This is a genomic window from Staphylococcus saccharolyticus (genome assembly GCF_900458815.1).
GTDB classification, from domain to species: Bacteria; Bacillota; Bacilli; order Staphylococcales; family Staphylococcaceae; genus Staphylococcus; species Staphylococcus saccharolyticus.
The window spans coordinates 164474-191212 of the sequence record NZ_UHDZ01000001.1; the positions used below are offsets into that span (position 1 = coordinate 164474).

Here is a 26739-nt window from a genome sequence, read left to right on the forward strand (position 1 = left end):
ACACGATTACAGTAGCTTTTAAATTGATTGAAGTCTTTCTTTTTTTCATTTTAGTAACAAGCATTTTATTTGAATCAATTGCTTTTGATTTAATCTTTTTTGTTTTAAAAAACCCAATTGATATGTTTTAAAATTATTATGATGAACTTCTTCCTTTAATTGATGAATTGCATTTCTCATAATTACATGTTTATCGTCAGTATATGTAATCATGTTTTTAGGTTGGTATACGTTTGAGCTGAGAGGATAATCAAGAATTTGTTGGCAGTTAATGAATGCGAATGTAACTACAAGAATACAATATATAATGAATGGTTTACTCAAAACACCTTTTTTAAGTTCAAATTTAAGTACATTCATTAAAAAAACCTCCTTGATACTTTTTTAAAAAATACATATACGCATCTTCGAAGTCAGGCTTTACTTTTCTTGAACCATCTATGATAGCAATGGAGATAAATTTTACAGTTAACTGATTGTTGAATTCATGTATTTTTGTAATAAATAAATCATTTTTTTTAAAATATTCTAATTGAGACGGTGAAATTGTTATTTCATAAACATAATTGTCACTAAGACGAATGAATTCATTAATATTTCCTTGGTAAACAAGTTGTCCTTTCTCTAAAATTCCAATATTATCGCAAGTTGATTCGATGTCACTTACAATATGAGTTGAAATCAAAACAATTTTATCTTCGGCTAATTTAGATAACAATTGACGTAATCTTATTCTTTCTTCAGGGTCTAGTCCTGCTGTAGGTTCATCTACAATAATGATATCAGGGTTGTGTAAAATAGCCTGTTCTATACCTAATCTTTTTTTCATTCCACCAGATAAACTTTTAACCTTTTTATATTTACGCTCAGTAAGATTAACTTTGTTAAGTACCTTTTCTATTTTAAAATCTAAATCTTTTTTACTCATTTTAGATACAAAACCCAAGTAATATAGGACGTCTAATACTTTCATGTTAGGATAAAAGTCAAAATCTTGAGGTAGATAACCAGTCATTTTTCTAATTTTTTGAGGTTCTCTAATTGATATGTCGTTAATTGTTAATGTTCCATTACTTGGAGTTAGAATTGTTGCAATGATATTCATTAATGTAGATTTACCTGAACCATTGCGACCCAAAATTCCAAACATGCCATTTGTGATGGTTAAATTCATTGATTTAAGCGCATATGTTTTACCATCATACGTCTTATCCAATTTTTTGATATTAAGCATATTCATACTGTGCGACCTCCTTTAAATACAACTTAGCAAAAAGAAATCAATAAATTATCAATTTAGAAGAAGTTTTAAAAAAGATGTTTATCTCTACTTCTTTATATATCAAATAAATTTATAGGACGTTTACTTTTTATAGGTAGGTGACATATAGTTATAAGTAAATTGTTTATTGCATGTGCACACATAATCAGTAAAATTGAATTTAATATTTATAAAATAGTTACATCTATTGAATGCGTATTAAAATAAAGATAAACATAAAATGTTTTTGATATGTTTTTTAATAAAATAAAGAAGGTGACGAAATGCCTAGAACTTCTAAAAAGTAATCTATATTAGAATCAGCTGCAGCCATTATTAATGAAGAAGGGGCAGACTATTTAACATTAGATGATGTAGCAAAGAAGGCAGGAGTAAGTAAAGGTGGCTTATTATACCATTTTAAAAGCAAAGATAGTTTAATAGAAGAATTAGTCAATTACGCTAATAATCTTTATAAAGAAAATGTCAATAAATATATTTCTGATAACAAAGATGAAAAGGGTCAGTGGTTGAATGCTTTTATTGAAGCGACCCGAGAACATCGTACTGAAAATGCACCTATTACTTCGGGAATGCTAGCAGCACAAGGTACGAATAGAAGTTTGCTTTTACCATTAAGAGCATCGTATCAAGAGTGGCAACAACAAATTGCTCATGATGGTTTAGATGAAGTGGATGCAACGATTATTCGACTTGCTGTGGATGGTTTATGGCTATCAGAAATATTTGGAATCAGTGCTCTAGATGAAGAAATGCAAGAAAAAGTAATTGATCGATTAAAAGAACAAATCCAAAAAAGTTAAATCGCTCAGCTCTTTTTTGTATATGGTATGTTGAAACTAAACCGACTGGTTGGTATAGTAATTAATGTCATAAATCAAAAATATAAAGGTGTTAATGATGCAAAAAGTTGTTTTGACAGCTGCTATTACTGGCGCTGGAGATACAATTCAAAAGAATGAAAACGTACCAGTTACACCACAAGAAATTGCAGATTCAGCTATTAAATGTGCACAGGCAGGAGCTACAGTAGTGCATATACATGTAAGAGATCCTAAAAGGGGGGGCGTAAGCCATGACCCAGAACTTTACGCTGAAACCGTAAGATTAATTAGAGCATCTGATGAAGATATTATCATCAACATTACTTCTGGCTGAGGCGGTGACTTTATTCCAAGTTTAGAACATCCAAAAACAGGTGACAAAGGGACATGGATACAGACTCCAGATGAACGATTTAAACCTGTAGGTGACCTACTTCCAGAAATGTGCACGTTAGATTGCGGTAGTGTCAATATGGAAGATACGATTTATTTGAGCCCAGCATCATGACTACGTAAACAGGCGCGAATGGTTAAAGATGCTGGTGTAAAACCTGAATTAGAATGTTAGCACATGGGCATGAAGTTGTTGCCACTGATCCAAGCGAAGGTGCTTATGAACGTATGTTAACGCAAGTGAAACAAAATTGGCCGTACGCTGAAGAGATGGGGCTCTCAGATCAAGCCTCAATTGACAATTTAACATTTACACCTTATTTAGAAGGAGCGGTAAAAGATGCTGACCATATTCAAGAAAATGTCCCTAAAGTAGAAGAAATCAAAGACAAAGTGTTACGAGATATTGATTTTTATGCTAAGCCAGATGTAACCATTGGCTCAAGTACATCAGGGATTAAGCCATCAGAATTACAGGCACATTTATCTCATCCAGAACGTTTAATTGTTGCCCATCCTTTCCATCCAGTTTATATCTTGCCATTGGTTGAAATTGTACCTGGTGAACAAACTACTAAAGAGACAACTTTTAAAGCAGAGCAAATTTATGAAAATATTGGCATGGATGTGTTGCATGTGAGACACGAAATAGAAGGTCACATTGCAGATCGCTTGATGGAGGCACTTTGGAGAGAAGCATTGCATATTGTAAATGATGGTATAGCTACCCTGAAGAAGTCGATAAAGCCTTCACACATGCGGCAGGTTTACGCTATGCCCAATATGGACTTTTATGACTTTTCATTTAGCTGGCGGTGAAGGTGGTATGCGTCACATGCTCAAACAATTTGGTCCAGCACTTAAAAAGCCATGGATGAAATTAGTGGCACCTGAACTAACAGATGATTTATATCACAAAGTTGTAAGTGGTAGTGAAGCTTCATCTCAAGGTTATACGATGTCTGAACTTGATCAAAAACGCAATGAATTTTTAATAAAAGTTAAAGAACTTGCTGAACAATATTGGCCTGAAGATAGTCAATCAATGAAGAAAGTAAACGAGAGGGTGTTTAAATGATAAACCCATATTATATCTTTCAAACAACTGTTCATCATGACTGGGTTGATTATAATGGACATCTTAATGATGCAATGTATAACCGTATTTTTAGTGATGCGACAGATGATTGGCTTGAATATTTAGGATTAACGATTGATACCATCAAAACCTATCAATATACTGTTTTTACATTAGAAAACCATGTCATGTTTTTAAAAGAGATGAAAGAAAACGAAGAGGTCAAAATTAGAGTGTATCTTTATGATTATGACAGTAAGCGATTACATGTATTGATGGAAATGTATAATGCTAATGAGGATATGTGTTCGACTTATGAAGTGATGTTAATGGGAACGAATACTGATCAAGGCAGACCTCAAGCATTTCCAGACGCCCTTATGAAACGTATTGAATATTATTATAACAATAAGAAAGCGACGACTTCTTAATATTTAGGTCATCAAATTGGTATCACGAAAAAACCAAATAAAAATAACAAAGCAACTTAGAATTTAGACGAATAGGTTTTAAGGACTTTTTTGTGACTTGTGATTACTTAGTTTACTTTGTATAAACATCACAATAGGTCCTTATTTTTAAAAAGTCTAAAAACCTAAAGAAAGGAATGGACAAATGTTAAGTATTAAGAACTTATCAAAGGTCTATGCAGGTGGTAAAAAAGCTGTAGACAATATGACAATCGACATTGAATCAGGAGATTTTGTTGCATTTATAGGGACAAGTGGTAGTGGTAAAACCACAGCACTCAGAATGATTAATCGAATGATTGAATCAACTGAGGGAGAAATCACCATTAATGATAAAAATATACGTGATATGAATCCAGTAGAACTACGTCGTAGTATTGGTTATGTTATACAACAAATCGGTCTTATGCCTCATATGACAGTAAAAGAAAATATTGTGCTTGTACCAGAACTTTTAAAATGGTCTCAAGAGAAAAAAGATGCTAAAGCTGAAGAATTAATTCATTTAGCTGATTTACCTAAGGACTATTTAAAACGTTATCCTTCTGAACTCTCAGGTGGTCAACAACAACGTATTGGTGTAGTGCGTGCATTAGCAGCTGAACAAGATATTATTTTAATGGATGAACCGTTTGGTGCGCTAGATCCAATTACACGTGATACATTACAAGATTTAGTGAAAAAACTACAACAACAATTAGGTAAGACCTTTATTTTTGTTACGCATGATATGGCTGAAGCCATCAAATTAGCAGATAAAATATGTATTATGTCACATGGCAAAGTGATTCAATATGATACACCGGACAATATTTTACGAAGTCCTGCCAATGATTTTGTTAAAGACTTTATAGGTCAAAATCGATTAATACAAGATAGACCTAATATTCGTACAGTTGAAAATGCGATGATTAAACCCGTTACAGTACACGTTGATTATACATTAAATGATGCTGTTAATATCATGAGAGATAAGCGTGTGGATACCATATTTGTGGTAGGCAATCGTGATCATTTACTGGGATATTTAGATATAGAAGATATTAATCAAGGATTGAGACAAGGTAAAGAATTGATCGATACGATGCAACGAGATATCTATAGTGTACGTATTGACAGTAAATTACAAGATTCAGTGCGTACAATCCTTAAACGTAATGTAAGAAATGTTCCAGTTGTTGATAGTGATAACCAAACATTAGTAGGTCTTGTTACACGAGCAAATTTAGTAGATATTGTCTACGACAGTATTTGGGGAGAATCCGATGCTCAATCTAAAAATGAAGATAATGGAATTATTGAACCTCAGTCATCAGGAGCTGAAACACTATGATGAAATACATTACTGAATATGGTGGCATGCTATTAACTAAAACATTGGAACACTTGTATATTTCAATTTTTGCATTAGTTATTGCAATGATTGTGGCGATTCCTTTGGGTATTTTACTATCTAAAAGGGAAAAGCTTTCAAAAGTTTCTTTAACTATTGCTGGCATACTACAAACCATTCCAACGTTAGCGGTATTAGCATTAATGATACTGTTATTTGGAGTTGGTAAAACGCCAGCAATTATTGCTTTATTCTTATATGTATTGTTACCAATTTTAAATAACACAATTATAGGTATTCAAAATATTGACCCCAATTTAAGAGAAGCAGGGCGTAGTATGGGAATGACAAATTTCCAATTAATGAAAGATGTTGAATTACCGCTTGCACTATCATTAATACTGAGTGGAATTCGATTATCTTCAGTTTATGTTATCAGTTGGGCAACACTCGCGAGTTATATTGGTGCAGGCGGATTAGGTGATTTCATTTTTAATGGACTAGCTTTATTTGAACCAGGCATGATTATAACTGCCACAATTCTAGTTACTGCATTAGCACTCATTGTTGATTATTGTCTATCACGTATTGAAAAATGGGTTGTACCAAAAGGGTTAAAAATTTCCAGATAATGAATAAAGGAGGACATTATGAAACATTATAAAAAGTTTATTGTCGTTTTAGTTTTATGTCTAACTGTGTTATCTGGATGCAATTTACCTGGTCTTAAAAACAGTCATTCAGATGACGATGTTAGAATCACAAGTTTAGGTACGAGTGAGTCGCAAATTATTTCGCATATGTTAAGGTTACTTATTGAACATGATACGAAAGGAAAAATTCAACCTACATTAATCAATAATTTAGGATCTAGTGTTATTCAACACAACGCTGTGACTAGTGGTCAAGCTAATATATCTGGGGCACGTTATACAGGAACAGATTTGACCGGCGCACTTAATGAAGATCCGATTAAAGATCCAAAAAAAGCGATGAAAGCTACTCAAGATGGATTTAAGAAAAAGTACCATCAAACATTCTTTAATTCATATGGTTTTGCGAATACTTATGCTTTAATTGTGACTAAGGAAACAGCTGAGAAATATCATTTAAATACAGTGTCAGATTTAAAGAAACATGCTAAAGATTTAAGAGTAGGTATGGATAGTTCATGGATGGATCGAAAAGGTGACGGATATCCAGCCTTTAAAAAAGATTATGGCTTTAGTTTTGGAACGGTTAGACCTATGCAGATTGGTCTTGTGTATGATGCATTAAATTCAGGTAAGTTAGACGTTGCAGTTGGATATTCTACAGATGGTCGTATTTCTGCGTATGACTTAAAGGTATTAAAAGATGATCGTAGATTCTTTCCTCCTTACGATGCTAGTCCACTTGCATCTGACAAATTATTAAAAGAAAAACCAGAACTTAAGCCAATTATTAAGAAAATGGAAGGTAAAATTTCCACTAAACAAATGCAAGAACTGAATTATCAAGCAGATGGTAAAGGTAAAGAGCCTGCAACTGTAGCAGAAGAATTCTTGAAAAAGCATCATTATTTTGAAAATGATCAAGATAATAAAGGTAAATAGAAAAGTGGTCGAAAAGAATGAATGGGACTCTCATACAACAACTCATACATTACTATCACATGAACTTTGGCTATCTTTGGGAGCTCTTTGTTAATCATTTATTAATGTCTGTATACAGTGTCATACTTGCATGTCTAATAGGGATACCATTAGGTATCATCATCGCACGCTTTGGTAAACTTTCGGGAGTCATTATTACAATCGCAAATATTATTCAAACTGTGCCAGTGATTGCGATGCTAGCCATTTTAATGTTAAGTATGGGCTTAGGTATGAATACAGTCATATTTACTGTATTCTTATATGCTTTGCTTCCTATTATTAAGAATACTTACACAGGCATTAATGAAGTAGATCCTAATATTAAAGATGCAGGAAAGGGAATGGGTATGACACGTAATCAAGTGTTAACGATGATTGAGTTACCATTATCACTTTCTGTCATAATTGGTGGTATTCGTATCGCCCTTGTCGTTGCTATAGGTGTTGTAGCAGTAGGGTCATTTATAGGCGCTTCTACTTTAGGTGATATTGTGATTAGAGGTATTAATGCGACAGATGGTACATTATTTATTCTTGCCGGTGCGATTCCTATAGTGATTATCGTTATACTCATTGATGTGTTACTACGTTTATTAGAGAAAAAGTTGGATCCAGCTACTTAAAATATTTAGAACAAACGGGGGTTATTATTTAACATGGCTCACATAACATTAAATTACTTATCTCAAACATTAGGTATGCATCAAACTTTGAATGTTATTCTTCCAGAAGATGAAATTTACTTTAACTCAAATCAAAGTGCTAAGCCATTAAATACGTTAATACTCCTACACGGTTTATCTAGTGATACGCATTCATATATGCGCTATACGAGTGTAGAACGGTATGCAAATGCGCATCAAATAGCTGTTGTTATGCCTAATGCAGACCATAGCTTTTAACAAATATGGTATATGTACATAGTTATTATGACTATATTTTGGAAGTTTATGACTATGTACATCAAATCTTACCGCTTTCTAACAAAAGAGAAGATAATTATATCGCAGGTCGTTCCATGGGAGGCTATGGAACAATTAAATTTGCTTTAACACAAAGTCAACTATTCTCTAAAGCAGCGATGTTATCAGCAGTTTTCGATGTTTCAATGATCGGACAATATGAATGGTATGATTTCTCACCTCAATCGGTAGTAGGGGATGCTAATCATATTGCAGGAACACAATTTGATCCATATTATTTAGTGGAACAAGTCGTCGATCAGCATAAAGATTTACCACAGTTGTATATTAAATGTGGTACAGAAGATGAGTTATATCAAGGTAATATTGACTTTATTCAATTTTTAAATCTAAAAGAAGTGCCATATCATTTTAAAGAAAGTACTGGTGTTCATGATTATGCATATTGGGATAAAGCAATTAAAGAAGTCATAGAAGAGTTTACAGCTTAATAACCTATTGACAGATGTCATTTGAAAAATACTATAAAAAAATAATAGCGCGAATCCTCTGTGATTAAGTAACAAGAATTTGCGCTATTTTGATTTGATGAATCATTTATATATATGAATTAAGAGTAAATTAAAACTTGCGTAATGAGTAGGCCACCACCGAAGATTAAAACGAAGGCAACGACTGGCCATACAAAGTGTAACCAATGTGAGTAACGCATATTTAACATTTGTAATGTTGCCATCACGAGTCCGGTAGGTGCTAAGAATAGCATTGCATATTGACCAAATTGATATGTTGTAACAATAACAAATCTTGGTATTCCAACTGTATCGGCTAATGGTGCAAAAATTGGCATTGAAAGTACGGCCAAACCTGATGATGAAGGCACGATAAAGCCTAAACAGAAGAAGATAAAGAGTAAAACGATAATAAATAAAGGTCCGCTCATATGTTGAACTATAGATGATGAGAAGTTCAAGATAGTATCGGAAATGAGTCCTTTATTAAGAACTAAGTTGATACCACGAGCTAAACCGATGATTAGTGATACGCCGACTAAACTAGAAGCCCCATTAACGAAGGCATCTACTGTACCTTTTTCTCCTAAACCGTATTTACCAGTTCCTGCAATAAACATAATGATAATTGTAAAGATTAAGAATGCTGATGCCATTACAGGGAACCACCAACCTTGTGTCATAACACCCCAAACCATAATAGGGAATGGTAAGACGAAAAGTGTGAGAATGATTTTTTTACGAATGGTAAATTTAGAAGAACTATTATCATTCATTACAGACCATTGTTTTTCAAATTCTTGTTTATCTTCATAAGCGTATGAAGCTTTAGCTTCTTTTTTAATTTTTTTACAGTACCAGAATAAATAACAGACTACAAAGATAGCACCGACTATACAAGCGCCTATTCTCCAATATAAGCCGTCTGTGAATGTTGTCCCTGCTGCATTGGAAGCAATAACGACTGAGAATGGGTTAATTGTTGAGAATGTACTACCAATAGAGCTTGCTAGGAAGATAGCGCCGACAGAGACAATGGAGTCATATCCGAGTGCAATAAATATTGGCACAAGTACAGGATAGAATGCGACGGCTTCTTCTTCAATACCACATAGCGTACCACCAAGAATCATTAAAATTGCAACGAACACAATTAACATAAATTCATGACCTTTAGTCTTTTGTGTTAAAGCTAATAATCCGGATTCAAATGACCCACTTGCTTGAGCAACGCCAATCAGTCCACCAAGTACAAGGATGAATACCATAATATCTACGGCTTCAATCGTTCCTTTTACCATGCTACTAGTAATTTGATCAAGACCAGCTGGATGTTGTTTTAAACGTTCATAAGTGTTAGGAATAGAAACAGGTTTATTAATGGCACCTGATTTAAATTGTTCAATTTTTATTTTGACACCCATTTTATCGAGTTCTTTTTGTGTTCCAGGAACTTTTTTAACTTGGTTATGGGGGTTAACTATTTTTAATTCTTGAGATGAAGGTCCATAAGAGAGTTTTGAATAAGCACCGGCAGGAATCACCCAAGTCGCGATTACTGCAATAACAGTTAAGATGAATAAAATCATGAATGCACCCGGCATTCTCAATTTAAAGCGTTTTTTCTTTTTGTTTTCATTGATAGCATGTTCCAACGGTTTCATCTCCTTCGAAAATTAACTTATGATGAATGAATATCATATGAATTGGTTAGTATTTTATATGTTTTATCATGGAAGTGCACCCTGTAGTATGAAGTGGAATGGAGAGGAGTTACAGGGTGCACAGATATGATAAAATTTATGGAGTTTGCATATTATTTAGAAAAAGTATTTTAAAGAACTATTTTTTGATAAGCGTACCAATTTTTCCTTCTAAGGCATTGTCTAATTCATTTAATGAAGTAATTAACACATTGCCGTTAGGGTTGTTTTCAATAAAGGAGATTGCAGATTCGATTTTTGGAAGCATACTTCCTTTAGCAAATTGTCCTTCGTCAATATATTTTTTAAGTTCTTCTGGGTTTGTTGTTTTAAGTGCTTGTTGTTGATCAGTATTGTAATTAATATATACATAATCAATTGCAGTTAAGATAATTAATTGGTCACATTTAATATCAGCACCCAATAAAGCACTAGTTTTATCTTTGTCTATGACAGCATCGATGCCTTTGAAACTATCATGTTGTTCTCTTATGACAGGGATACCTCCGCCACCTGCAGCGATAACTAGTGTGTCATTTTCAATTAAAGTTTTAATACTTTCTAATTCAATGATTGAAATAGGTTGAGGTGAAGGAACAACACGTCTATAACCACGTCCTGCATCTTCTACGAAGTCATAACCTTTTTCTTGATGAATACTGTCAGCTTCTTCTTTAGTGTAGAAAAGGCCGATTGGTTTTGTAGGATTGTCGAATGCTGTGTCATTTTCATCAACTTCAACTTGTGTTACTAAAGTAACAACTTGTTTGTCTATACCCATTGAGTGAAGTTCATTTTGTAAGCTTTCTTGTAGTTGATAACCAATATAAGCTTGGCTCATTGCACCACATTCAGCGAAGGGGAAAGCAGGTCCTTGACCATGTTCAGCTGCATAATTAAGTCCTAAATTAATGCTACCTACTTGTGGTCCGTTACCATGACTGATAACAATTTCGTGTCCTTTTGTAATTAAACCAACTAAAGATTTAGCTGTGTTTTTAACTAATTCAAGTTGTTCTATTGGGGATTTTCCTAAAGCGTTACCACCCAATGCTACTACAATTTTTGCCATTTTATTCACTTCCCTATCTCGTTTAGAATTCTCCTAATGTTGCAACCATTACAGCTTTGATTGTATGCATTCTGTTTTCAGCTTCTTGGAACACAACTGATGCTTTACTTTCAAATACTTCATCAGTCACTTCCATTTCACTAATTCCATATTTTTCATAGATTTCTTTACCAATTTTAGTTTCTGCATTATGGAATGATGGTAAGCAGTGTTCAAAAATTACATTAGGATTACCAGTTTTCTCCATTAATTCTTTATTGACTTGATAAGGTTGTAATAATTTAATACGTTCTTTCCATACTTCATCAGGTTCACCCATTGAAACCCATACGTCTGTGTAAATAACATCTGAATTTTTAACACCTTTATCGATGTCATCAGTCACTAAAATATTACCGCCATTTTCATAAGCGATACGTTCGCAACGTTTTAATAATTCATCAGTTGGGTTTAATTCTTTAGGACAAACTAAGTGGAAGTTCATGCCCATGATAGCTGCACCTTGCATTAAAGCATTCGCTACGTTGTTACGGCCATCACCAACATATGTGAAGTTGATTTCGGAGTAGTCTTTTTTCAAGACTTCTTTTGCAGTTAGGAAGTCTGCAAGTACTTGAGTAGGGTGGTCTTCATCTGTTAAACCATTCCATACTGGAACACCAGAGAATTCAGCTAACGTTTCAACTGTACGTTGTGAAAAACCACGATATTCAATACCATCGTACATACCGCCTAGTACTCTAGCTGTATCTTTGGCTGTTTCTTTTTTACCCATTTGTGAACCTGTAGGTCCCAAATAAGTCACGTTTGCACCTTGATCGTGTGCCGCTACTTCAAATGAACAACGTGTTCTTGTAGAATCTTTTTCAAATAATAGGGCTATATTTTTATTGTTAAGCATAGGTTTTTCAGTACCTATATACTTAGCATGTTTTAAATCTTCAGAAAGAGTTAAAAGGAACTCTACCTCTTTTTGTGAAAAGTCTAATAAAGTTAAAAAACTTCTGTTACGTAAATTTTTCATCAATTACAACTCCTTAAATTTGATTACATGCTTATTGTAAGCGTTTGCTATTCAATTTCAACACATAACCTAAGTTGTAAATATTTATTAATAAAGCATTGAACTTTTTATTAACATTTCATTTATATGGTGTAAAACTTGAGAAAAAGGACTATCTTTAAGTTATAACTATTTTTTAAGATGTTAGAATTTTCAATATAAATGAATTTAACGCAATTTAATTTGTGAAAAAACGATAAATGATTAATAATTTTATCCCATTCTAGCTTAGATATAATGTCTTAAAAGTAATCGCATTCTTTTTCTTGATAGAAACCACAAAATATCTCTTTGAAGTGGATTTTATCCTTCCATTATTAAGATAATTGATTCATGCAAGACAAAAAATTACATTAAATTAATATTGGATTTAGTTTGAGGTGTTTAGTATTGCTGAGATAAGGGCATATTACACTTTATAAGGAAAGAAAACATATATCGAAAGTAGGAGGAATTCTTAGATGAAAGTCTATAAACTAGATTATCAACATCATAAAGATATTGTAGATGATAATGTATTAACTATGTTTGTGACAGCTAATAACAAAAAAGAAGTTGAAACATTCGCGAAGAAATTACATTATAAAATTGAACATTTATCTCCATTATCGAAAAAAGAATTTGAAGAAGAAAAAGCTAAAGATGAACATTATAGACTCGAACATGTAGATCATTATTTAGAATAAAAAGTAACAATGAAATGTTATAGAAGATTTTAAAACCTGTAATTGATGTAAAGATTGCAGGTTTTTTATTTCAAGTAGGACATGTTTTTGTTCAAAAGTAAAAGTAAATTTATGTATAATCAAAATATATTGAAGTTTATCTATATGTATTAATAACTAAGCATCCTACTATGCTTGATAAAAGTCTTTATATATAACTCATTCACTGAATTTTAGTTATTCATTTTTCATTAATTTTAATATATACTTAAAATTGTATTTTTTAATTATTTTAATGAGGTGATTCAATGAATAAGTTAGCGAAGTATATTGCAACAGCAACGTTAGCAACAGCATTTACAATTTCAGCACCACTTAATACATATGCATGTGAATCTCATGCTAAAGACGATCATCATCAAACAACACAACATCATAAAGATCTTAATTTAGGGTCTCAAAATATTATGGCAGTATCATGGTATCAAAATTCTGCAGAAGCGAAAGCACTTTATTTACAAGGGTATAATAGTGCTAAATATCAATTAGATGAGTATCTTAAAAAGAATAACGGAAATAAAAAGCTTGCAATTGCTTTAGATATAGATGAAACAGTTCTTGATAACTCACCTTATCAAGGGTATGCTGCATTACACGATACTTCTTTTCCTAAAGGTTGGCATGAATGGGTAGCAGCTGCTAAAGCGAAACCAGTTTATGGTGCCAAATCGTTTCTAAAATATGCAGATAAAAGAGGTATAGATATTTATTATATTTCTGATCACGATAAAGACAAAGATTTCAAAGGAACGAAAAAGAACTTAAAAAATATTGGTCTTCCCCAAGTTAAAGACGACCATATTTTATTAAAAGGTAAAAATGATAAAAGTAAGGAATCAAGACGTCAGAAAGTTGAAAAAAATCATAAATTAATTATGCTATTTGGTGACAATTTATTAGACTTTACAGATCCTAAAAAGGCAACTTTTAAAGAACGTGAAAAACTTGTTCAACAACATAAAAATGACTTTGGTAAGAAATATTTTATTTTCCCAAATCCAATGTATGGTAGTTGGGAATCTACAATTTATAATAATAACTATCAAATAAGTAAAGAACAAAAAGATCAACTCAGAAAACAATCCATTAAACAATTTGACCCAGATACTGGGGAAGTAAAATAATAAAGAAATTGTAATTTATAGCTATGTTGACACATTGAAATAGTCAACGTGGCTTTTTTATTTTTCAAAAATAATTTAATTTATGTCATCAATAATGTAAACTTATATACGTACGAAGTTTACATCATAGTTGTTATCCCTTTAAATATTTAATTTTTCAAGAATAAGGAGTTAATAGTCATGAAATTAAATCTAGCAGAACGCGTGCTTAAAGAGAATACACTGACTAAGGAAGAAGCTTTAGCAATCTTTGAAAATTCAGATATTGATACTTTTGAATTATTAAATGAAGCATATATCGTCAGAAAACATTATTATGGTAGAAAAGTAAAATTGAATATGATTCTTAATGCCAAAAGTGGTATTTGTGCTGAAGATTGTGGATACTGTGGGCAATCCATAAAAATGAAGGAAAAGCAAAGATATGCACTCGTAGAACAAAATCAAATTAAAGCAGGTGCGCAAGTTGCGACTGATAATCAAATTGGAACATATTGTATTGTGATGAGTGGAAGAGGTCCTAGTAATAAAGAAATAGATCACATTTGTGAAACAGTTGAGGAAATTAAGAAAGTTCATCCTCAATTGAAAATATGTGCGTGCTTAGGACTTACTGAAGAAGATCAAGCAAAAAAACTTAAAGAAGCGGGTGTCGATCGTTACAATCATAACTTAAATACAAGTGAACGTTATCATGAAGAAGTTGTGACAACGCATACATATGAGGATCGTGTCAATACAGTTGAAATGATGAAAGCGAATCATATTTCTCCTTGTTCGGGTGTGATATGTGGCATGGGAGAAACAGAAAAAGATATTGTTGATATGGCATTTGCGTTAAAGGACATTGATGCTGATAGTATTCCGATTAACTTTTTACATCCGATTAAAGGCACTAAGTTTGGTGGTTTAGATTTATTATCACCGATGAAATGTATAAGAATCATTGCATTGTTTCGACTTATTAATCCAACTAAGGAAATTAGAATTGCAGGAGGAAGAGAAGTTAATTTACGTTCTTTACAACCTCTTGCATTAAAAGCTGCTAATTCCATCTTTGTAGGAGATTATTTGATTACAGGAGGTCAGCCGAATGAAGAAGACTATCGTTTGATTGAAGATTTAGGATTTGAGATTGATAAATAGTATAGATTACTTAATTTATATTTCCTTTAGAAATATCCTTACTTTAGAATAATTAATGATAAGGTATAAAGTGTACTTAATTTAATATATAATTAATATTGTTAATGACAATTAAACAAAACTTCATTAAATCTTCATAAAATACATCTTTTAATTTTGAAATGTAAGCGTATACTGTTAATTGAGAGACGAGAGACGGTATAATCCACAGTTATTAAAAATTAAGATTAGGGGAATAATATTAAGTAATTTCATTATTAAATCTTAATTTTTAATATAAATATAAAAGATGTTTTGGAGGAATACTTATGTCTAAATTTATTTATCAATCACCAGGAAGATATGTACAAGGGAAAGGTGTCATCAACTCTATTGCTGAAGAGACTGAACGTCTTGGTAGTCATGCATTAATTATTTCAGACGAAGTTGTATGGAATTTAACTGAATCTAAAATTAAAGACAGTTTCTCAGCAAATAACAACGTTCAATTTGATTATGAAGTGTTTAAAGGAGAATCTTCAGAAGAAGAAATTAAACGTATTGCTAGCCAATACAAAAGCCAAAACGTTGACGTTGTTATTGGATTAGGCGGAGGTAAAGCGTTAGATACAGGTAAAGCTGTAGCTTATGAATTAAATGCAAGTGTTATTGACTTTGCATCTACAGCATCAATGGATGCGCCAACAGCTGCAGTATCTGTTATTTATAACGAAGATGGCTCATTCAGTGGTTACGAATTCTACCCTAAAAACCCTGATACAGTAATGGTTGATTCTGAAATTGTTGCTCAAGCACCTGTACGTTTATTCGCCTCTGGTATGAGTGATGGATTAGCAACTTTAATCGAAGTTGAATCTACATTACGCAGACAAGGTAAAAATATGTTCCACGGTAAACCAACGTTAGCAAGTTTAGCAATCGCTCAAAAATGTGAAGAAGTCATCTTTGAATATGGTTATAGTGCTTATACATCAGTAGAAAACCATATTGTTACACCTCAAGTTGATGCTGTCATTGAAGCTAATACATTGCTTTCAGGTTTAGGATTTGAAAATGGTGGACTTGCTGGTGCACACGCAATTCATAATGGATTTACTGCATTAGAAGGAGACATTCACCACTTAACTCATGGTGAAAAAGTTGCTTATGGTATTTTAGTTCAATTAGTATTAGAAAATGCGTCAACAGAAAAATTCTTGAAGTATAAAAAATTCTTCGATAACATTAACATGCCAACAACTCTAGAAGGACTTCATATTGAAAATATTAGTTATGAAGATTTAGTTAGTGTAGGTGAACGTGCGTTAACACCTAATGATACGTTTGCTAACCTTAGTGATAAAATCACTGCTGATGAAATTGCAGATTCAATTTTAACTGTCAATGATTTATCTAAAAGTCATTTCAACAACTAAAAGGAGTCGCTTTTATGAAAAAGTTAATTCAAGATAAAAACACAATTTTAAAAGACATGCTCGATGGAATTACGGTTTCTAACCAAGATGTTGAAATAGTTTCTGACACAATTGTTGTTAGAAAGAATAAAAAACAATCTGGTGTTGCACTAGTATCTGGTGGTGGTAGTGGACATGAGCCCGCACACGCTGGATTTGTTGCACAAGGTATGCTAGATGCAGCCGTATGTGGCGAAGTTTTTACTTCACCAACACCTGACAAAATTTTAGATGCAATTAAGGCTGTTGATAATGGAGACGGCGTGCTACTCATTATTAAAAATTATGCCGGCGATGTAATGAACTTCGAAATGGCTCAAGAAATGGCACAAATGGAAGACATTCAGGTTGAAAGTGTCATTGTAAGAGACGATATCGCAATTTTAGACCCAGAAAAACGTCGTGGTGTAGCAGGTACTGTATTTGTGCATAAATATGCTGGATACTTAGCCGAAAATGGTGTGGCTTTAAGTGAAATTAAATCTAAAATTGAAGCAATTTTACCAGAAATTAAAAGTATCGGTATGGCTTTAACGCCACCAATGGTACCTACTACAGGTAAAAATGGTTTCGACATCGAAGATAATGAAATGGAAATTGGTATTGGTATTCATGGTGAAAAAGGATTACATCGTGAAGCAGTGCAACCTGTTAATACGATTGTTGAACGTTTACTTGATGAGTTGTTCAAAGAAATTGATAAACAACCATTAATTGTAATGGTTAACGGTATGGGTGGCACACCATTATCAGAATTAAATATAGTTACTAAATATTTAGATGAGCAATTCAAAAATAACAATATCGATGTAAAACATTGGTTTGTTGGTGACTATATGACAGCTCTTGATATGCAAGGCTTCTCTATCACTGTACTACCCTTCAGTGAAGATGTAGCTAAAGGTTTAGTAGCCCCTACTGCAAGTAAATATTTCTAATTTAATATCGAAGAAAGTAATATTATAATTTAATTTTTGAGGTGACTTAGAAAATGAATGTAGCAGATATCAAAGCACGCTTATTAGATTTAGAAAATACTTTTAAAGAAAAAGAAAGTGAACTTACTGATTTAGATAGAGCCATTGGTGATGGAGACCATGGTGTTAATATGGTTAGAGGTTTTGAACATTTAAAAGAAAAATTAGATGATCAAAGCATGCAAGCATTATTTAAATCTACAGGAATGACATTAATGTCTAACGTGGGTGGTGCTTCAGGACCGTTATACGGCTTTGGTTTTATCAAGATGGCAAGTGCAGTAAACGATGAGATTGATCACGATAATCTTAAAGAAGTACTTAAAGCGTTTGCTGATGGTATTCAACAACGTGGTAAAGTTGAATTAAATGAAAAAACTATGTATGACGTTATTGAACGTGCGAGAGAAGCTGTAGAAAATGACGAAACAGTGGATCTTGATAAACTACAATCATTTGCTAATGAAACCAAAGATATGGTGGCTACTAAAGGCCGTGCATCATACTTCAACGAAGCTTCAAAAGGTTATATCGATCCTGGTGCACAAAGTAGTGTTTATATTCTTAATGCAATTATAGGAGGAGAGTAAGAAATGACATCTATAGTAGTAGTGAGTCATAGTCATAAAATAGCAGAAGGTGTTAAACAATTAATTAATCAAATGACTGACGGTGGCGTTGACCTCATCGCTGTTGGTGGTTTAAGTGACGATGAAATTGGTACATCATTTGACCAAATCGTTTCTATTATAAATGGGCTTGAAAATGATGCGTTATGCTTTTATGACATTGGTTCAGCCGGCATGAATTTAGATACAGCTTTAGAAATGTACGACGGTGATCATAAAATCGTAAAAATGGAGGCGCCTATCGTTGAAGGTAGCTTTATTGCAAGTGTAGGAATTAAATCAAATATGAGTATGGATAGTGTTATCTCTGAAGTGAGAGCTAAATATCCAGAGGAATAACTCTTAATTATAGATAATAAATATTGAATGTGTTGCTAGGCGTACCAATGCCAATTGGTTATGGTACGCCTAGCTTTTTAGTGTTAATCTACATATTAAAAATAAGATGTGGTGTTAACGATGATAATGTATATATGTTTCACGTTAAACAACTATAGAATTTGTAAAAATTACAAAATAGAAAAATATAAATAAGCTCAAAACATAAAGAAAAAATTTGTTTGTATGTTGCATTACAAAGGAACAGTGTTTTCTCTCTTATAATGTTTCATGTACTGGTCACATATGACAAAGTTTGATTAAGTTAATATTTTTATTTTTATAAATAGCATAGGATTTATCTACAGTATGGTTTAGTGTTGGTTTATATAGTTGATGATTAGCATATTCGGTTTTAGTAAGTGCTTCTAATTTATCTATAAATTGGTCTATTTCGATGTCTGGTTTTCTTTTAGAGAAAGTAATGCCATTTTTATCAAAATCCGGTGTATTATATTGATGGTGGTAAATCATATAAGCTACTTTAAGTTTGTTATATTGATTTTTGACTGGTTCATAGCTACCTAATAATTTTTGTATTACAGTATTTGATTGATCGCTATGATGACTCATTAGAGAAATTAGATTTTGAACGTGAGTATCAAGAGATTTAAAATCTGTTTCAATATCTTGATAAATTTCCATCGTATTTTCTTTACTAAAAATTAGAAGTTTCGAAATTTAAGTAGTTATTTCTTACTTTTGCAGCTTTATAAGCTGTAATATCTAAAGAACTAACTTGATCGTTATGATAATCTTTACTTTTGTCTCTATCATCTTTTCTAAATTGAAACCAAAGTGCTATAAATGTGTCTGCTAAAGTAAAAATGCCACCGACTATTGTAGCTAAAAATTGACTCAACAATATCACCTCCAGTAAATGTTTTATAATTATATGACAATGATATATATTTGGTTTTTGGTATATATTACTGTTATTTATTATACAAACTTGCGATCAATATGATTTGAATGAAAAATTGAAGTTATCATTTTATAAAAATATAACCACTTAGAGATTTTAAATTTCATCCCTAAGTGGCTATTCAGCAGATGTATAATTCATTTTAATTATAAATATTTGGTCTAATTTCAACTTTCTCTTTCATTTGAATGGATCTTTGTGTGTTCTGCCGTGAACGAAGTAATACAGGATAAGTGCTATGATAACAAGTATACCCATTACCATATATAAATGACGATAACCAATAAATGGTGTGATGATACCTAAAATAATTGGTCCCATACCTGCGCCGAAATCGGCGAAGATATAGAATGTTGACGTTGCTAAGCCTATCTTACTTGCAGATGATTGTTGAATTGCAATTGCTTGTGCAGTAGGTACGATAGTGCCATAACCAAAGCCAATGAATGCAGCTGCAATAAGTAAAATCATGCTGGTATGAGTAAAACCGAGAATAATAAGTCCAATTGTAAAGCTTAGTAAAACTGGATACATTACTTTGTTCTCACCAAAATTATCATAAATTTTACCTGTGAATGGGCGTGTGATAAACGTAACAATCGCAAAGACAAGGAAGAAGAAACTTGATGCTGTAACGAGATTGATTTTTTCAGAGTAAATAGATAAAAATGACAAGACACTAGAATAAGCGACACCGATTAAGATGACTACTAAAGAAATAGGTAATGCTTCTTTTTGTAGGTAAGCGTGAATACCACGTGGTTGATCTTTAGTTTCATGATTATTATTAAGTACAGGTAGTTTTTTAATGAAAATACTTAATACAAATGCTACAAGAATACTTAATAGACTGATAGCAAAAATAGATTTAAATCCTAAATGTTTGTTAAATACTAAGCCAATAAAAGGTCCAATAGCAGAAGCAAGTCTCACACTTAATCCATAATAACTAATGCCCTCACCTTTTCGATCCTCTGGGATGATTCGAGATGAAATAGTTCCTGTTGCTGTTGATGAAAATCCAAATGCTATAACATGAATAAAACGAATTAACATAAGGACCCATAAGTTTGTAATAGCAAAGTATAATGCTATTGCAATAATTGAAAAGATGACGCCGTAAAGTAAGACCTTTTTAGGTTGCAAATGATCTATAATTCTAGCCGAACCTAAACGTCCAGCTAGCATACCAATAATAAATATACCTGCAGCTAAGCCTCCTATACTTTCAGAGGCATGATATTTATCAATAGTATATTCAGTGATTGTTACGACCAACATGTAATGAATTAAATACATAAATAAGTTAACGAAAGTAATAAATATAAAGTCTTTTGTTCACAAACGGTCGTTCACTAAATGATTTGACATGCTGTTCCTCCTCAATATAATGAAATTCTACATTCATAATGTTGTTATATCATCTATTATATAAATTAAATATACTAATGTATAATTGGAATTAATGAATATAATATAAGTAAAACTTATATAAAAAAGGCGAGAATAATGAACTTTGAACAGTTAGCATACGTTAAAAAGTTATATGAATTGGAATCAATGATTCATGCGAGTGAAACCATGCATATTAGCCAATCTGAAATGAGTCAGTCTATCGCTAATTTAGAAAAAGAATTAGGATACAAATTATTCTCACGTTCTAGAAAAGGAACTACTCTAACAGAAGAAGGAAAACGTTTAATACCGTTTATATTAGAAATACTAGAGTCTAAAGATGCGCTATTATCAGAAATAGATACGATGCGAACAAATATTAAAGGGACACTTTAGAGTAGCGACGATTCCAACGCTCTTTCACAAAGTACTACCCAAAGCTTTATCTCATTTTAAAGATAACCATCCTAATGTAGATGTTGAAGTCATTGAAGCTGATAAAAATAGAATTAAAATGATGGTTAATCAAGGTGACATTGATATTGGCCTAATAGGTATTACAGAACGAGAGGATGAAGATAGTCAAGTTTCACAATTCTCACTTAATTTAACCACTCATTTTAAATTGATTGTTCCTAAAAAGTCTAAATTAACTTTTAAAGAATATGTTAATTTGGAAGAAATTTAACAATATCCTTTTGTACTATATGATCGTGGATTTTACCAACATCACTTGAAGAAACACACCATCCACTGAAGATTGTTTTTAAAACGGCTAATCCAATTGTTCTGATGCGTACAGTTGCTGAAGGTTTAGGTGTAGGTATCGTTTCAGCGTTAATGCTTGAAAATGAACCATTTTTAGATAATGAACTTATAGAGTCAGTACCCCTAGGTAAACCATTTGATTATGCAGTTAATTTTATAGTGATTGCAAATAAAGAAAAGACAAAACAACAAATAGTTTTAGAATTCATTCACTATTTAAAGAAGAATGAATAACCATTTTAAATACGTTAAGATAAGCAATAGATATGCAAGGCAGTTAATTTAATGTTCTTGGATGAATATAATTTTTATGAATCATTTACAGGACATATTACTAGCCATTATATATGCTATTTTACTTGCCATTCATTACTTTTCATTACGTACTGGTAATAAATTATTAGGACTGATTGTACCTATAGGTGTAGTTATATCGATTATATATATGTATCAAAACGGGTTGCTCCATTTAAAATTAATAAGAGCAATCATTATAGCTATTGTAGCATTAATAATTTTAGCTATAGAGTGGGATAAAGCGCAAAAAATAAATAATACTTATATCGATTCTCTCAACGTAAGACTTTGAGAGAATTTTTTATTAGGTGTAAATCGTTTTGATGGATTTTCCATGTCGCATATTATAATAATTTTATATAAACAATCTTTAACATTTAGAATATCATCGAGAGGAACATTGTGAATGAAACGAATTTTATTTTTATGTTGTTTTGTATTGATGTTTGCAGTAGCATGTGACTTTAAAGCAACCACAGATAATCAGACGCAACATGAAGAAAAGTCACGTAAAGACAAAGGAAAACAAGCTAAATCATCAAAAGAAACACAAACGAATCTAGAACAAGAAGCTAAAGTAGGAGATTTACCGGATAAAACTAAAATTGCTTTAGCATTTTTAGGTGATGATAGCGAAGAGTATTTATTAACTAAAAAAGAAATTTTTGCAGGAAAGTATCATTTAAAAAGTCCTTTTAATAGAGACGCTAATGTACAAAATATAACTATACGTGAATATTGAACATATAAAGGTGCACCAAAGGGCATGCAATTCTTTTCCATTGAACCTTCTAATGGAAATTTTCTTCCTATCATAGGTATTAATGATTAATCAATTTTTATTGCAGGGACTCAAGGTGGTCATGAATATTTTAATTAGTTACTCGACCATAGTAAAACTTTAAAGTTAAAAGAAGTATACAACAAATTTAAAAATATTCCGGAATTATTCAAAATTGAAGAGAAGATTAATTTCACAAATAGTCATCCTAATATGAATTAAATTTAATTTAATAATTTTATTCTTAAAACTGATTTCTATAATTATATAGAAGTAAGTTTTTAAATTTTCAAAAATATTAACACTTAATTACTTAAATTGGACTTTTAGGATTTATTGAACAAGTTAATTTTGATTTTTATTATCGTTTTAGTATGAACTCTCACACAATTCATTCCTCGCTATATTATCACTTCTAAAAAATTTAAATAAAAAAGTATGTGTAGTTAAATAAAAGTGATTTGTTATATCACCGATTTATTTCTGAAAGGGGTATTGGTTTATGACAAGTGATTCTATAACTAAAACTAAACGTAATGCAATGGTCGCTGTGATGTTAATTAGTGCGTTTGTATCTATGCTAAATCAAACCATTTTAAATACTGCATTACCAGCGATAATCAAGGGATTGAACATCACAGAAACGACAGCTCAGTGGTTAATTACAGAGTTTATGTTAGTCAACGGTATTTATGATTCCGCTCACAGCTTTTTTAATGGATAAATATACTACACGTCAATTGTATATCTTTTCAATGGCTATCTTTCTTATTGGATCAATACTAGCATCATTAGCACCGAGTTTTAGTATTTTAATGATTGCTCGAGTTATTTAAGCCATTGGTGCTGGTATTTTATTACCTTTAATGCAATTTACTGTATTTACATTATTCCCTGCAGATCAAAGGGGCTTGCAGGTGTTGTTGTACAAACTGCACCAGCCATTGGTCCAACTTTAACTGGGTTATTCATTGATTATTTTAGATAAAATATCGGTAGTGTATTCAACCTTTGGGTTTGGACTTATTTTATTTGCGTTTAGTAGTGCGAGTACCTTTGGAATAGCTTCAGCACCACTTATTGTTACTTTTATTTTAGGATTAATGATTATCGCAATATTTACTTTCCGACAATTAAGAATTAAATATCCAGTTTTAAATATTCGTGTATTTAAAAACAAAACCTTTGCATTATCGGCTGTATCTTCAATGCTTGTATACATTACAATGGCCACGCCAGCATTACTTATCCCTATGTATATTCAAACAGGACTAGGACTTTCGGCGTTACTTTCAGGTATAGTTGTCCTACCTGGTGCGGGGTGTAATGGTCTGATTATGGTATATACAGGAAAGGTATTTGATAAATACGGAATAAAAGTTTTAGCTATACCTGGTTTCATCTTATTGATTATCATGACGTTTTTATATTTATTCTTAACTGCAGATACACCATTTTGGTATGTGGTTGTCGTTTATGCTATTCGTATGGTTGCTTTAGGATTATTGATTATGCCACTTAACACGGTAGGACTTAATGCACTTGAGTCAGAAGATATTTCACATGGCACTGCTATTATGAACTCGTTACGTATTATTGCTGGAGCTATGGGTACAGCAATTAGTATTACTATTTTTTCAATTGCAGCCAAAAGTTATACGTCGACTCACCATACAATGTCTAAAGCTAAGTTAATTAAAGTATCAACCATTCATGGTGTTGACGTGGCATTTATGTTTATTACTGTTCTCATAGTTATAGGTACAATTTTAGCGTTATTTATTAAAGAAGAACGCCAACGTCAATCTTCTAATTCGGATAATCAATCTGAAAATTTATAAATACTAAAAGTGAGCCTCGAATATAAATAACATCTAAAGGTTATTAAACTTTTTTGTGATTAACTTGTAATTACGCTTATATCAAGCTTTTCTCAAATAAAGATGGGTCCTAGCATAGAGGATTTTACTCAAGAATTCTTCAAACAAAAGAAGCAAGGGATTGGAGCTCCAACATAGAGAATCTAAAAACAATGTAAGTTGAGGTTTTAAATCAAAACACAAAGATGCTCAATAAAGATTATATAAACAATTAAATCTGTAAATATCTCGCGGGAGTGGGACTTTGAATTCAAAATGAATTCGGTCCTACTTCTGCCTTATTTTTGTCAAAGATAATTTTACAAACGTTAGAATGAATAGAGAGCGATGTAAGTCTAACCGTTGTGTTAGTAGTGAAACGGTTGATTTCAAATTTTTACAATAACTTAAAAAGTATTCAAATTTTAAAAATTAAAGATAATAACCGTAATCATATCAATCATTCTGTAATAATTGTTTCTAAAATGAAACTTGCAATTAATTTTAAAAACGATTATAGATATTAATATAAGTGATATGTCAGTGAATTGAGCTTAATTAAATAGTTAAGCAATATATTATGGTCACTTATCAAGGGTTTATACTTATAAATACATCAACAGAGAAAGAAGGATGAATGTGAAGCAATTAAGTACGACTTTAAAAGTCCGATTAATATGCGATTTTTTTCAAAATATTATAGTAACAGCATTTTTACCATTTATAGCATTGTATTTAACGGATATGGTTAATCAACGATTTGCAGGTTTATTTCTCTTTATACTTGTCATTATTAACTTTCCTATATCTTTAATTTCAGGTCATATTATAGAACGTTTACCTAAAAAGACGTTGACGTTAACTTACCAATTGATTTTAAGTATGATGCTTATTGTTATGGCATTTTCAACTTCAAAACATAGCGCTTTAATTGCAATATTTTGTATTGCTTATGCTATCTTTAGTATCACTATAGGAATGCAACAACCTGTGATGGATACGATTATTATGGATGCCATTACACCCGAAGTAGAACATTATATTTATAAAATTAGTTATTGGCTTACAAACATTGCTGTGACATTAGGGGCATTGATTGGTGGATTGATGTATAGTGCGCATAAATCTTTGTTATTTTTAATTGCTTTTGTGATTTATATGACCGTATTTATCGCACTTTATATTTGGTTGCCTAAAGATTTAAACAAAGTAAATGAATTGAGCGTACAAGATTCTAAACAAACGCGTTTTTCTATGAAACAAATTTTACATAGTTATAAACCGGCTTTTAAAGACACAACGTATCTATTACTGATTGTAGGGTTTAGTATTTTAACAATGGGTGAATTATCGGCATCATCTTATATTTCAATTCGTTTGAAACAAGAATTTGATCCTATCACACTTTTTTCACTGCATATTACCGGAGTTAAAATGTACTCACTTCTATTGATGACAAATACAATTATTGTCATTATTTTTACGTATTTTATTTCAAAAATAGTTATGAAAATGAATGTCAAAAAAGCATTACTGATTGGCATTATTTTTTATGTTGTTGGGTACTCCAATCTCACTTATCTTAATCATTTTGCGTTACTTATTATATTCATGATTATAGCGACAATAGGAGAAATGGTTTATTCTCCAATTCTTGAAGAAAATCGTTTTAAAATGGTTCCTTCTCATAAAAGAGGGACATATTCAGCAGTGCATGCTTTAGGATTTAACCTAGCTGAATTACTTGCAAGATTTGGGATTATACTAGGTGTATTTTTAACCTCAACAGAGATGGGAATCTATATGTTTGTTTTATTACTACTAGGTGGCATGTCGCTTTATATTGCTGTTAGTCGTTTTAATAATGCAAATTTATAATAATTGTAAAATTAGAAATGTATAATTCATACCGAATTTCTCGTAATTTGACAAAAATAATATTTATTAAGGTTTTGTTAAATATTATTTTATTAATTGTTTTCACACGCCAA

Annotated in this window: 22 protein-coding genes and 6 pseudogenes; 21 read left to right on the top strand and 7 right to left on the bottom strand. The window is 31.8% G+C overall.

What is annotated here, in order from left to right; genetic code table 11:
* Positions 1-45: 45 nt before the first annotated feature.
* On the bottom strand, positions 46-360 hold the full coding sequence (locus DYE57_RS12080) for a hypothetical protein (protein ID WP_232619715.1): 315 nt from the start codon (positions 358-360) through the stop codon (positions 46-48).
* Positions 347-1240, bottom strand: coding sequence for an ABC transporter ATP-binding protein (locus DYE57_RS00655; protein WP_115312507.1), 894 nt, complete (start codon positions 1238-1240; stop codon positions 347-349). Before DYE57_RS00655 ends, DYE57_RS12080 begins: the two co-directional genes overlap by 14 nt.
* 332 nt (positions 1241-1572) lie before the next feature.
* Here DYE57_RS00655 and DYE57_RS00660 point away from each other — a divergent pair, with 332 nt between their 5' ends.
* The 9 genes and pseudogenes from DYE57_RS00660 (at position 1573) to DYE57_RS00700 (ending at position 8431) form a co-directional block, all read left to right on the top strand.
* On the top strand, positions 1573-2085 hold the full coding sequence (locus DYE57_RS00660; protein WP_232619760.1) for a TetR/AcrR family transcriptional regulator: 513 nt from the start codon (positions 1573-1575) through the stop codon (positions 2083-2085).
* 97 nt (positions 2086-2182) lie between these two features.
* Positions 2183-2611 (top strand): annotated as a pseudogene (locus tag DYE57_RS00665) (beta-keto acid cleavage family enzyme); the annotation flags it as partial.
* A 56-nt stretch (positions 2612-2667) separates the two neighbouring features.
* Positions 2668-3577: pseudogene (locus tag DYE57_RS00670) on the top strand (3-hydroxyacyl-CoA dehydrogenase NAD-binding domain-containing protein).
* The gene (locus tag DYE57_RS00675; RefSeq protein ID WP_115312508.1) at positions 3574-4008 is read left to right on the top strand and encodes a thioesterase family protein; all 435 of its coding nucleotides are present in this window, start codon (positions 3574-3576) and stop codon (positions 4006-4008) included. The pseudogene DYE57_RS00670 and the gene DYE57_RS00675 overlap by 4 nt, the downstream one beginning before the upstream one ends.
* Positions 4009-4192: 184 nt before the next feature.
* Complete coding sequence (locus tag DYE57_RS00680) at positions 4193-5380, top strand: betaine/proline/choline family ABC transporter ATP-binding protein (RefSeq protein WP_115312509.1); 1188 nt, start codon at positions 4193-4195, stop codon at positions 5378-5380.
* Entirely contained in the window at positions 5377-6012 is a 636-nt protein-coding gene (locus tag DYE57_RS00685) for an ABC transporter permease (RefSeq protein WP_115312510.1), read from the top strand. The genes DYE57_RS00680 and DYE57_RS00685 overlap by 4 nt, the downstream gene beginning before the upstream one ends.
* Before the next feature lie 18 nt (positions 6013-6030).
* Positions 6031-6975 carry an osmoprotectant ABC transporter substrate-binding protein gene (locus DYE57_RS00690; protein WP_115312511.1) on the top strand — a complete coding sequence of 315 codons (945 nt, stop codon included), beginning with the start codon at positions 6031-6033 and terminating at the stop codon, positions 6973-6975.
* Positions 6976-6992: 17 nt separating this feature from the next.
* Positions 6993-7640 (top strand): ABC transporter permease, encoded by a 648-nt coding sequence (locus DYE57_RS00695; protein WP_115312512.1) that lies wholly within the window; start codon positions 6993-6995, stop codon positions 7638-7640.
* A gap of 33 nt (positions 7641-7673) precedes the next feature.
* Positions 7674-8431, top strand: a pseudogene (locus tag DYE57_RS00700) (alpha/beta hydrolase).
* Between the two features lie 119 nt (positions 8432-8550).
* On the opposite strand, the gene DYE57_RS00705 reads toward DYE57_RS00700, so the two are convergent.
* From DYE57_RS00705 to argF, 3 genes are all read right to left on the bottom strand, one after another.
* The gene (locus DYE57_RS00705; protein ID WP_115312513.1) at positions 8551-10116 is read right to left on the bottom strand and encodes a YfcC family protein; all 1566 of its coding nucleotides are present in this window, start codon (positions 10114-10116) and stop codon (positions 8551-8553) included.
* A 178-nt stretch (positions 10117-10294) separates the two neighbouring features.
* Positions 10295-11227 carry a carbamate kinase gene (arcC, locus tag DYE57_RS00710; RefSeq protein WP_115312514.1) on the bottom strand — a complete coding sequence of 311 codons (933 nt, stop codon included), beginning with the start codon at positions 11225-11227 and terminating at the stop codon, positions 10295-10297.
* A 22-nt stretch (positions 11228-11249) separates the two neighbouring features.
* Positions 11250-12251, bottom strand: coding sequence for an ornithine carbamoyltransferase (argF, locus tag DYE57_RS00715; RefSeq protein ID WP_115312515.1), 1002 nt, complete (start codon positions 12249-12251; stop codon positions 11250-11252).
* Positions 12252-12751: 500 nt separating this feature from the next.
* Here argF and DYE57_RS00720 point away from each other — a divergent pair, with 500 nt between their 5' ends.
* The 7 genes from DYE57_RS00720 to dhaM all read left to right on the top strand — a co-directional run bounded on the left by DYE57_RS00720 (position 12752) and on the right by dhaM (position 18684).
* Positions 12752-12976 (top strand): hypothetical protein, encoded by a 225-nt coding sequence (locus DYE57_RS00720; protein ID WP_115312516.1) that lies wholly within the window; start codon positions 12752-12754, stop codon positions 12974-12976.
* Between the two features lie 287 nt (positions 12977-13263).
* Positions 13264-14139 (top strand): 5'-nucleotidase, lipoprotein e(P4) family, encoded by an 876-nt coding sequence (locus DYE57_RS00725; protein ID WP_115312517.1) that lies wholly within the window; start codon positions 13264-13266, stop codon positions 14137-14139.
* A 180-nt stretch (positions 14140-14319) separates the two neighbouring features.
* Entirely contained in the window at positions 14320-15285 is a 966-nt protein-coding gene (gene bioB / locus DYE57_RS00730; RefSeq protein ID WP_115312518.1) for a biotin synthase BioB, read from the top strand.
* 308 nt (positions 15286-15593) lie between these two features.
* Complete coding sequence (locus DYE57_RS00735; protein ID WP_115312519.1) at positions 15594-16700, top strand: glycerol dehydrogenase; 1107 nt, start codon at positions 15594-15596, stop codon at positions 16698-16700.
* 14 nt (positions 16701-16714) lie between these two features.
* The gene (dhaK, locus tag DYE57_RS00740; protein ID WP_115312520.1) at positions 16715-17677 is read left to right on the top strand and encodes a dihydroxyacetone kinase subunit DhaK; all 963 of its coding nucleotides are present in this window, start codon (positions 16715-16717) and stop codon (positions 17675-17677) included.
* Between the two features lie 53 nt (positions 17678-17730).
* On the top strand, positions 17731-18306 hold the full coding sequence (dhaL, locus tag DYE57_RS00745; RefSeq protein WP_115312521.1) for a dihydroxyacetone kinase subunit DhaL: 576 nt from the start codon (positions 17731-17733) through the stop codon (positions 18304-18306).
* Positions 18307-18309: 3 nt separating this feature from the next.
* Positions 18310-18684 carry a dihydroxyacetone kinase phosphoryl donor subunit DhaM gene (dhaM, locus tag DYE57_RS00750; RefSeq protein WP_115312522.1) on the top strand — a complete coding sequence of 125 codons (375 nt, stop codon included), beginning with the start codon at positions 18310-18312 and terminating at the stop codon, positions 18682-18684.
* 279 nt (positions 18685-18963) lie between these two features.
* Here the strand turns inward: dhaM and DYE57_RS00755 are convergent.
* Together DYE57_RS00755 and DYE57_RS00760 are read right to left on the bottom strand one after the other, a co-directional pair.
* Positions 18964-19585, bottom strand: a pseudogene (locus DYE57_RS00755) (type I secretion system protein).
* A gap of 243 nt (positions 19586-19828) precedes the next feature.
* Entirely contained in the window at positions 19829-20974 is a 1146-nt protein-coding gene (locus DYE57_RS00760; RefSeq protein WP_256728376.1) for an MFS transporter, read from the bottom strand.
* A 183-nt stretch (positions 20975-21157) separates the two neighbouring features.
* On the opposite strand from DYE57_RS00760, the pseudogene DYE57_RS00765 reads away from it, so the two are divergent.
* The 5 genes and pseudogenes from DYE57_RS00765 (at position 21158) to DYE57_RS00785 (ending at position 26626) form a co-directional block, all read left to right on the top strand.
* Positions 21158-22045 (top strand): annotated as a pseudogene (locus DYE57_RS00765) (LysR family transcriptional regulator).
* 76 nt (positions 22046-22121) lie between these two features.
* On the top strand, positions 22122-22400 hold the full coding sequence (locus tag DYE57_RS00770; protein ID WP_115312523.1) for a hypothetical protein: 279 nt from the start codon (positions 22122-22124) through the stop codon (positions 22398-22400).
* Positions 22401-22514: 114 nt separating this feature from the next.
* The gene (locus DYE57_RS00775) at positions 22515-22850 is read left to right on the top strand and encodes a hypothetical protein (protein ID WP_115312524.1); all 336 of its coding nucleotides are present in this window, start codon (positions 22515-22517) and stop codon (positions 22848-22850) included.
* Positions 22851-23391: 541 nt separating this feature from the next.
* Positions 23392-24730: pseudogene (locus DYE57_RS00780) on the top strand (MDR family MFS transporter).
* A 657-nt stretch (positions 24731-25387) separates the two neighbouring features.
* Positions 25388-26626: an MDR family MFS transporter gene (locus DYE57_RS00785; protein WP_165417841.1), complete on the top strand. Its 1239-nt coding sequence runs from the start codon at positions 25388-25390 to the stop codon at positions 26624-26626.
* Positions 26627-26739: the final 113 nt, after the last annotated feature.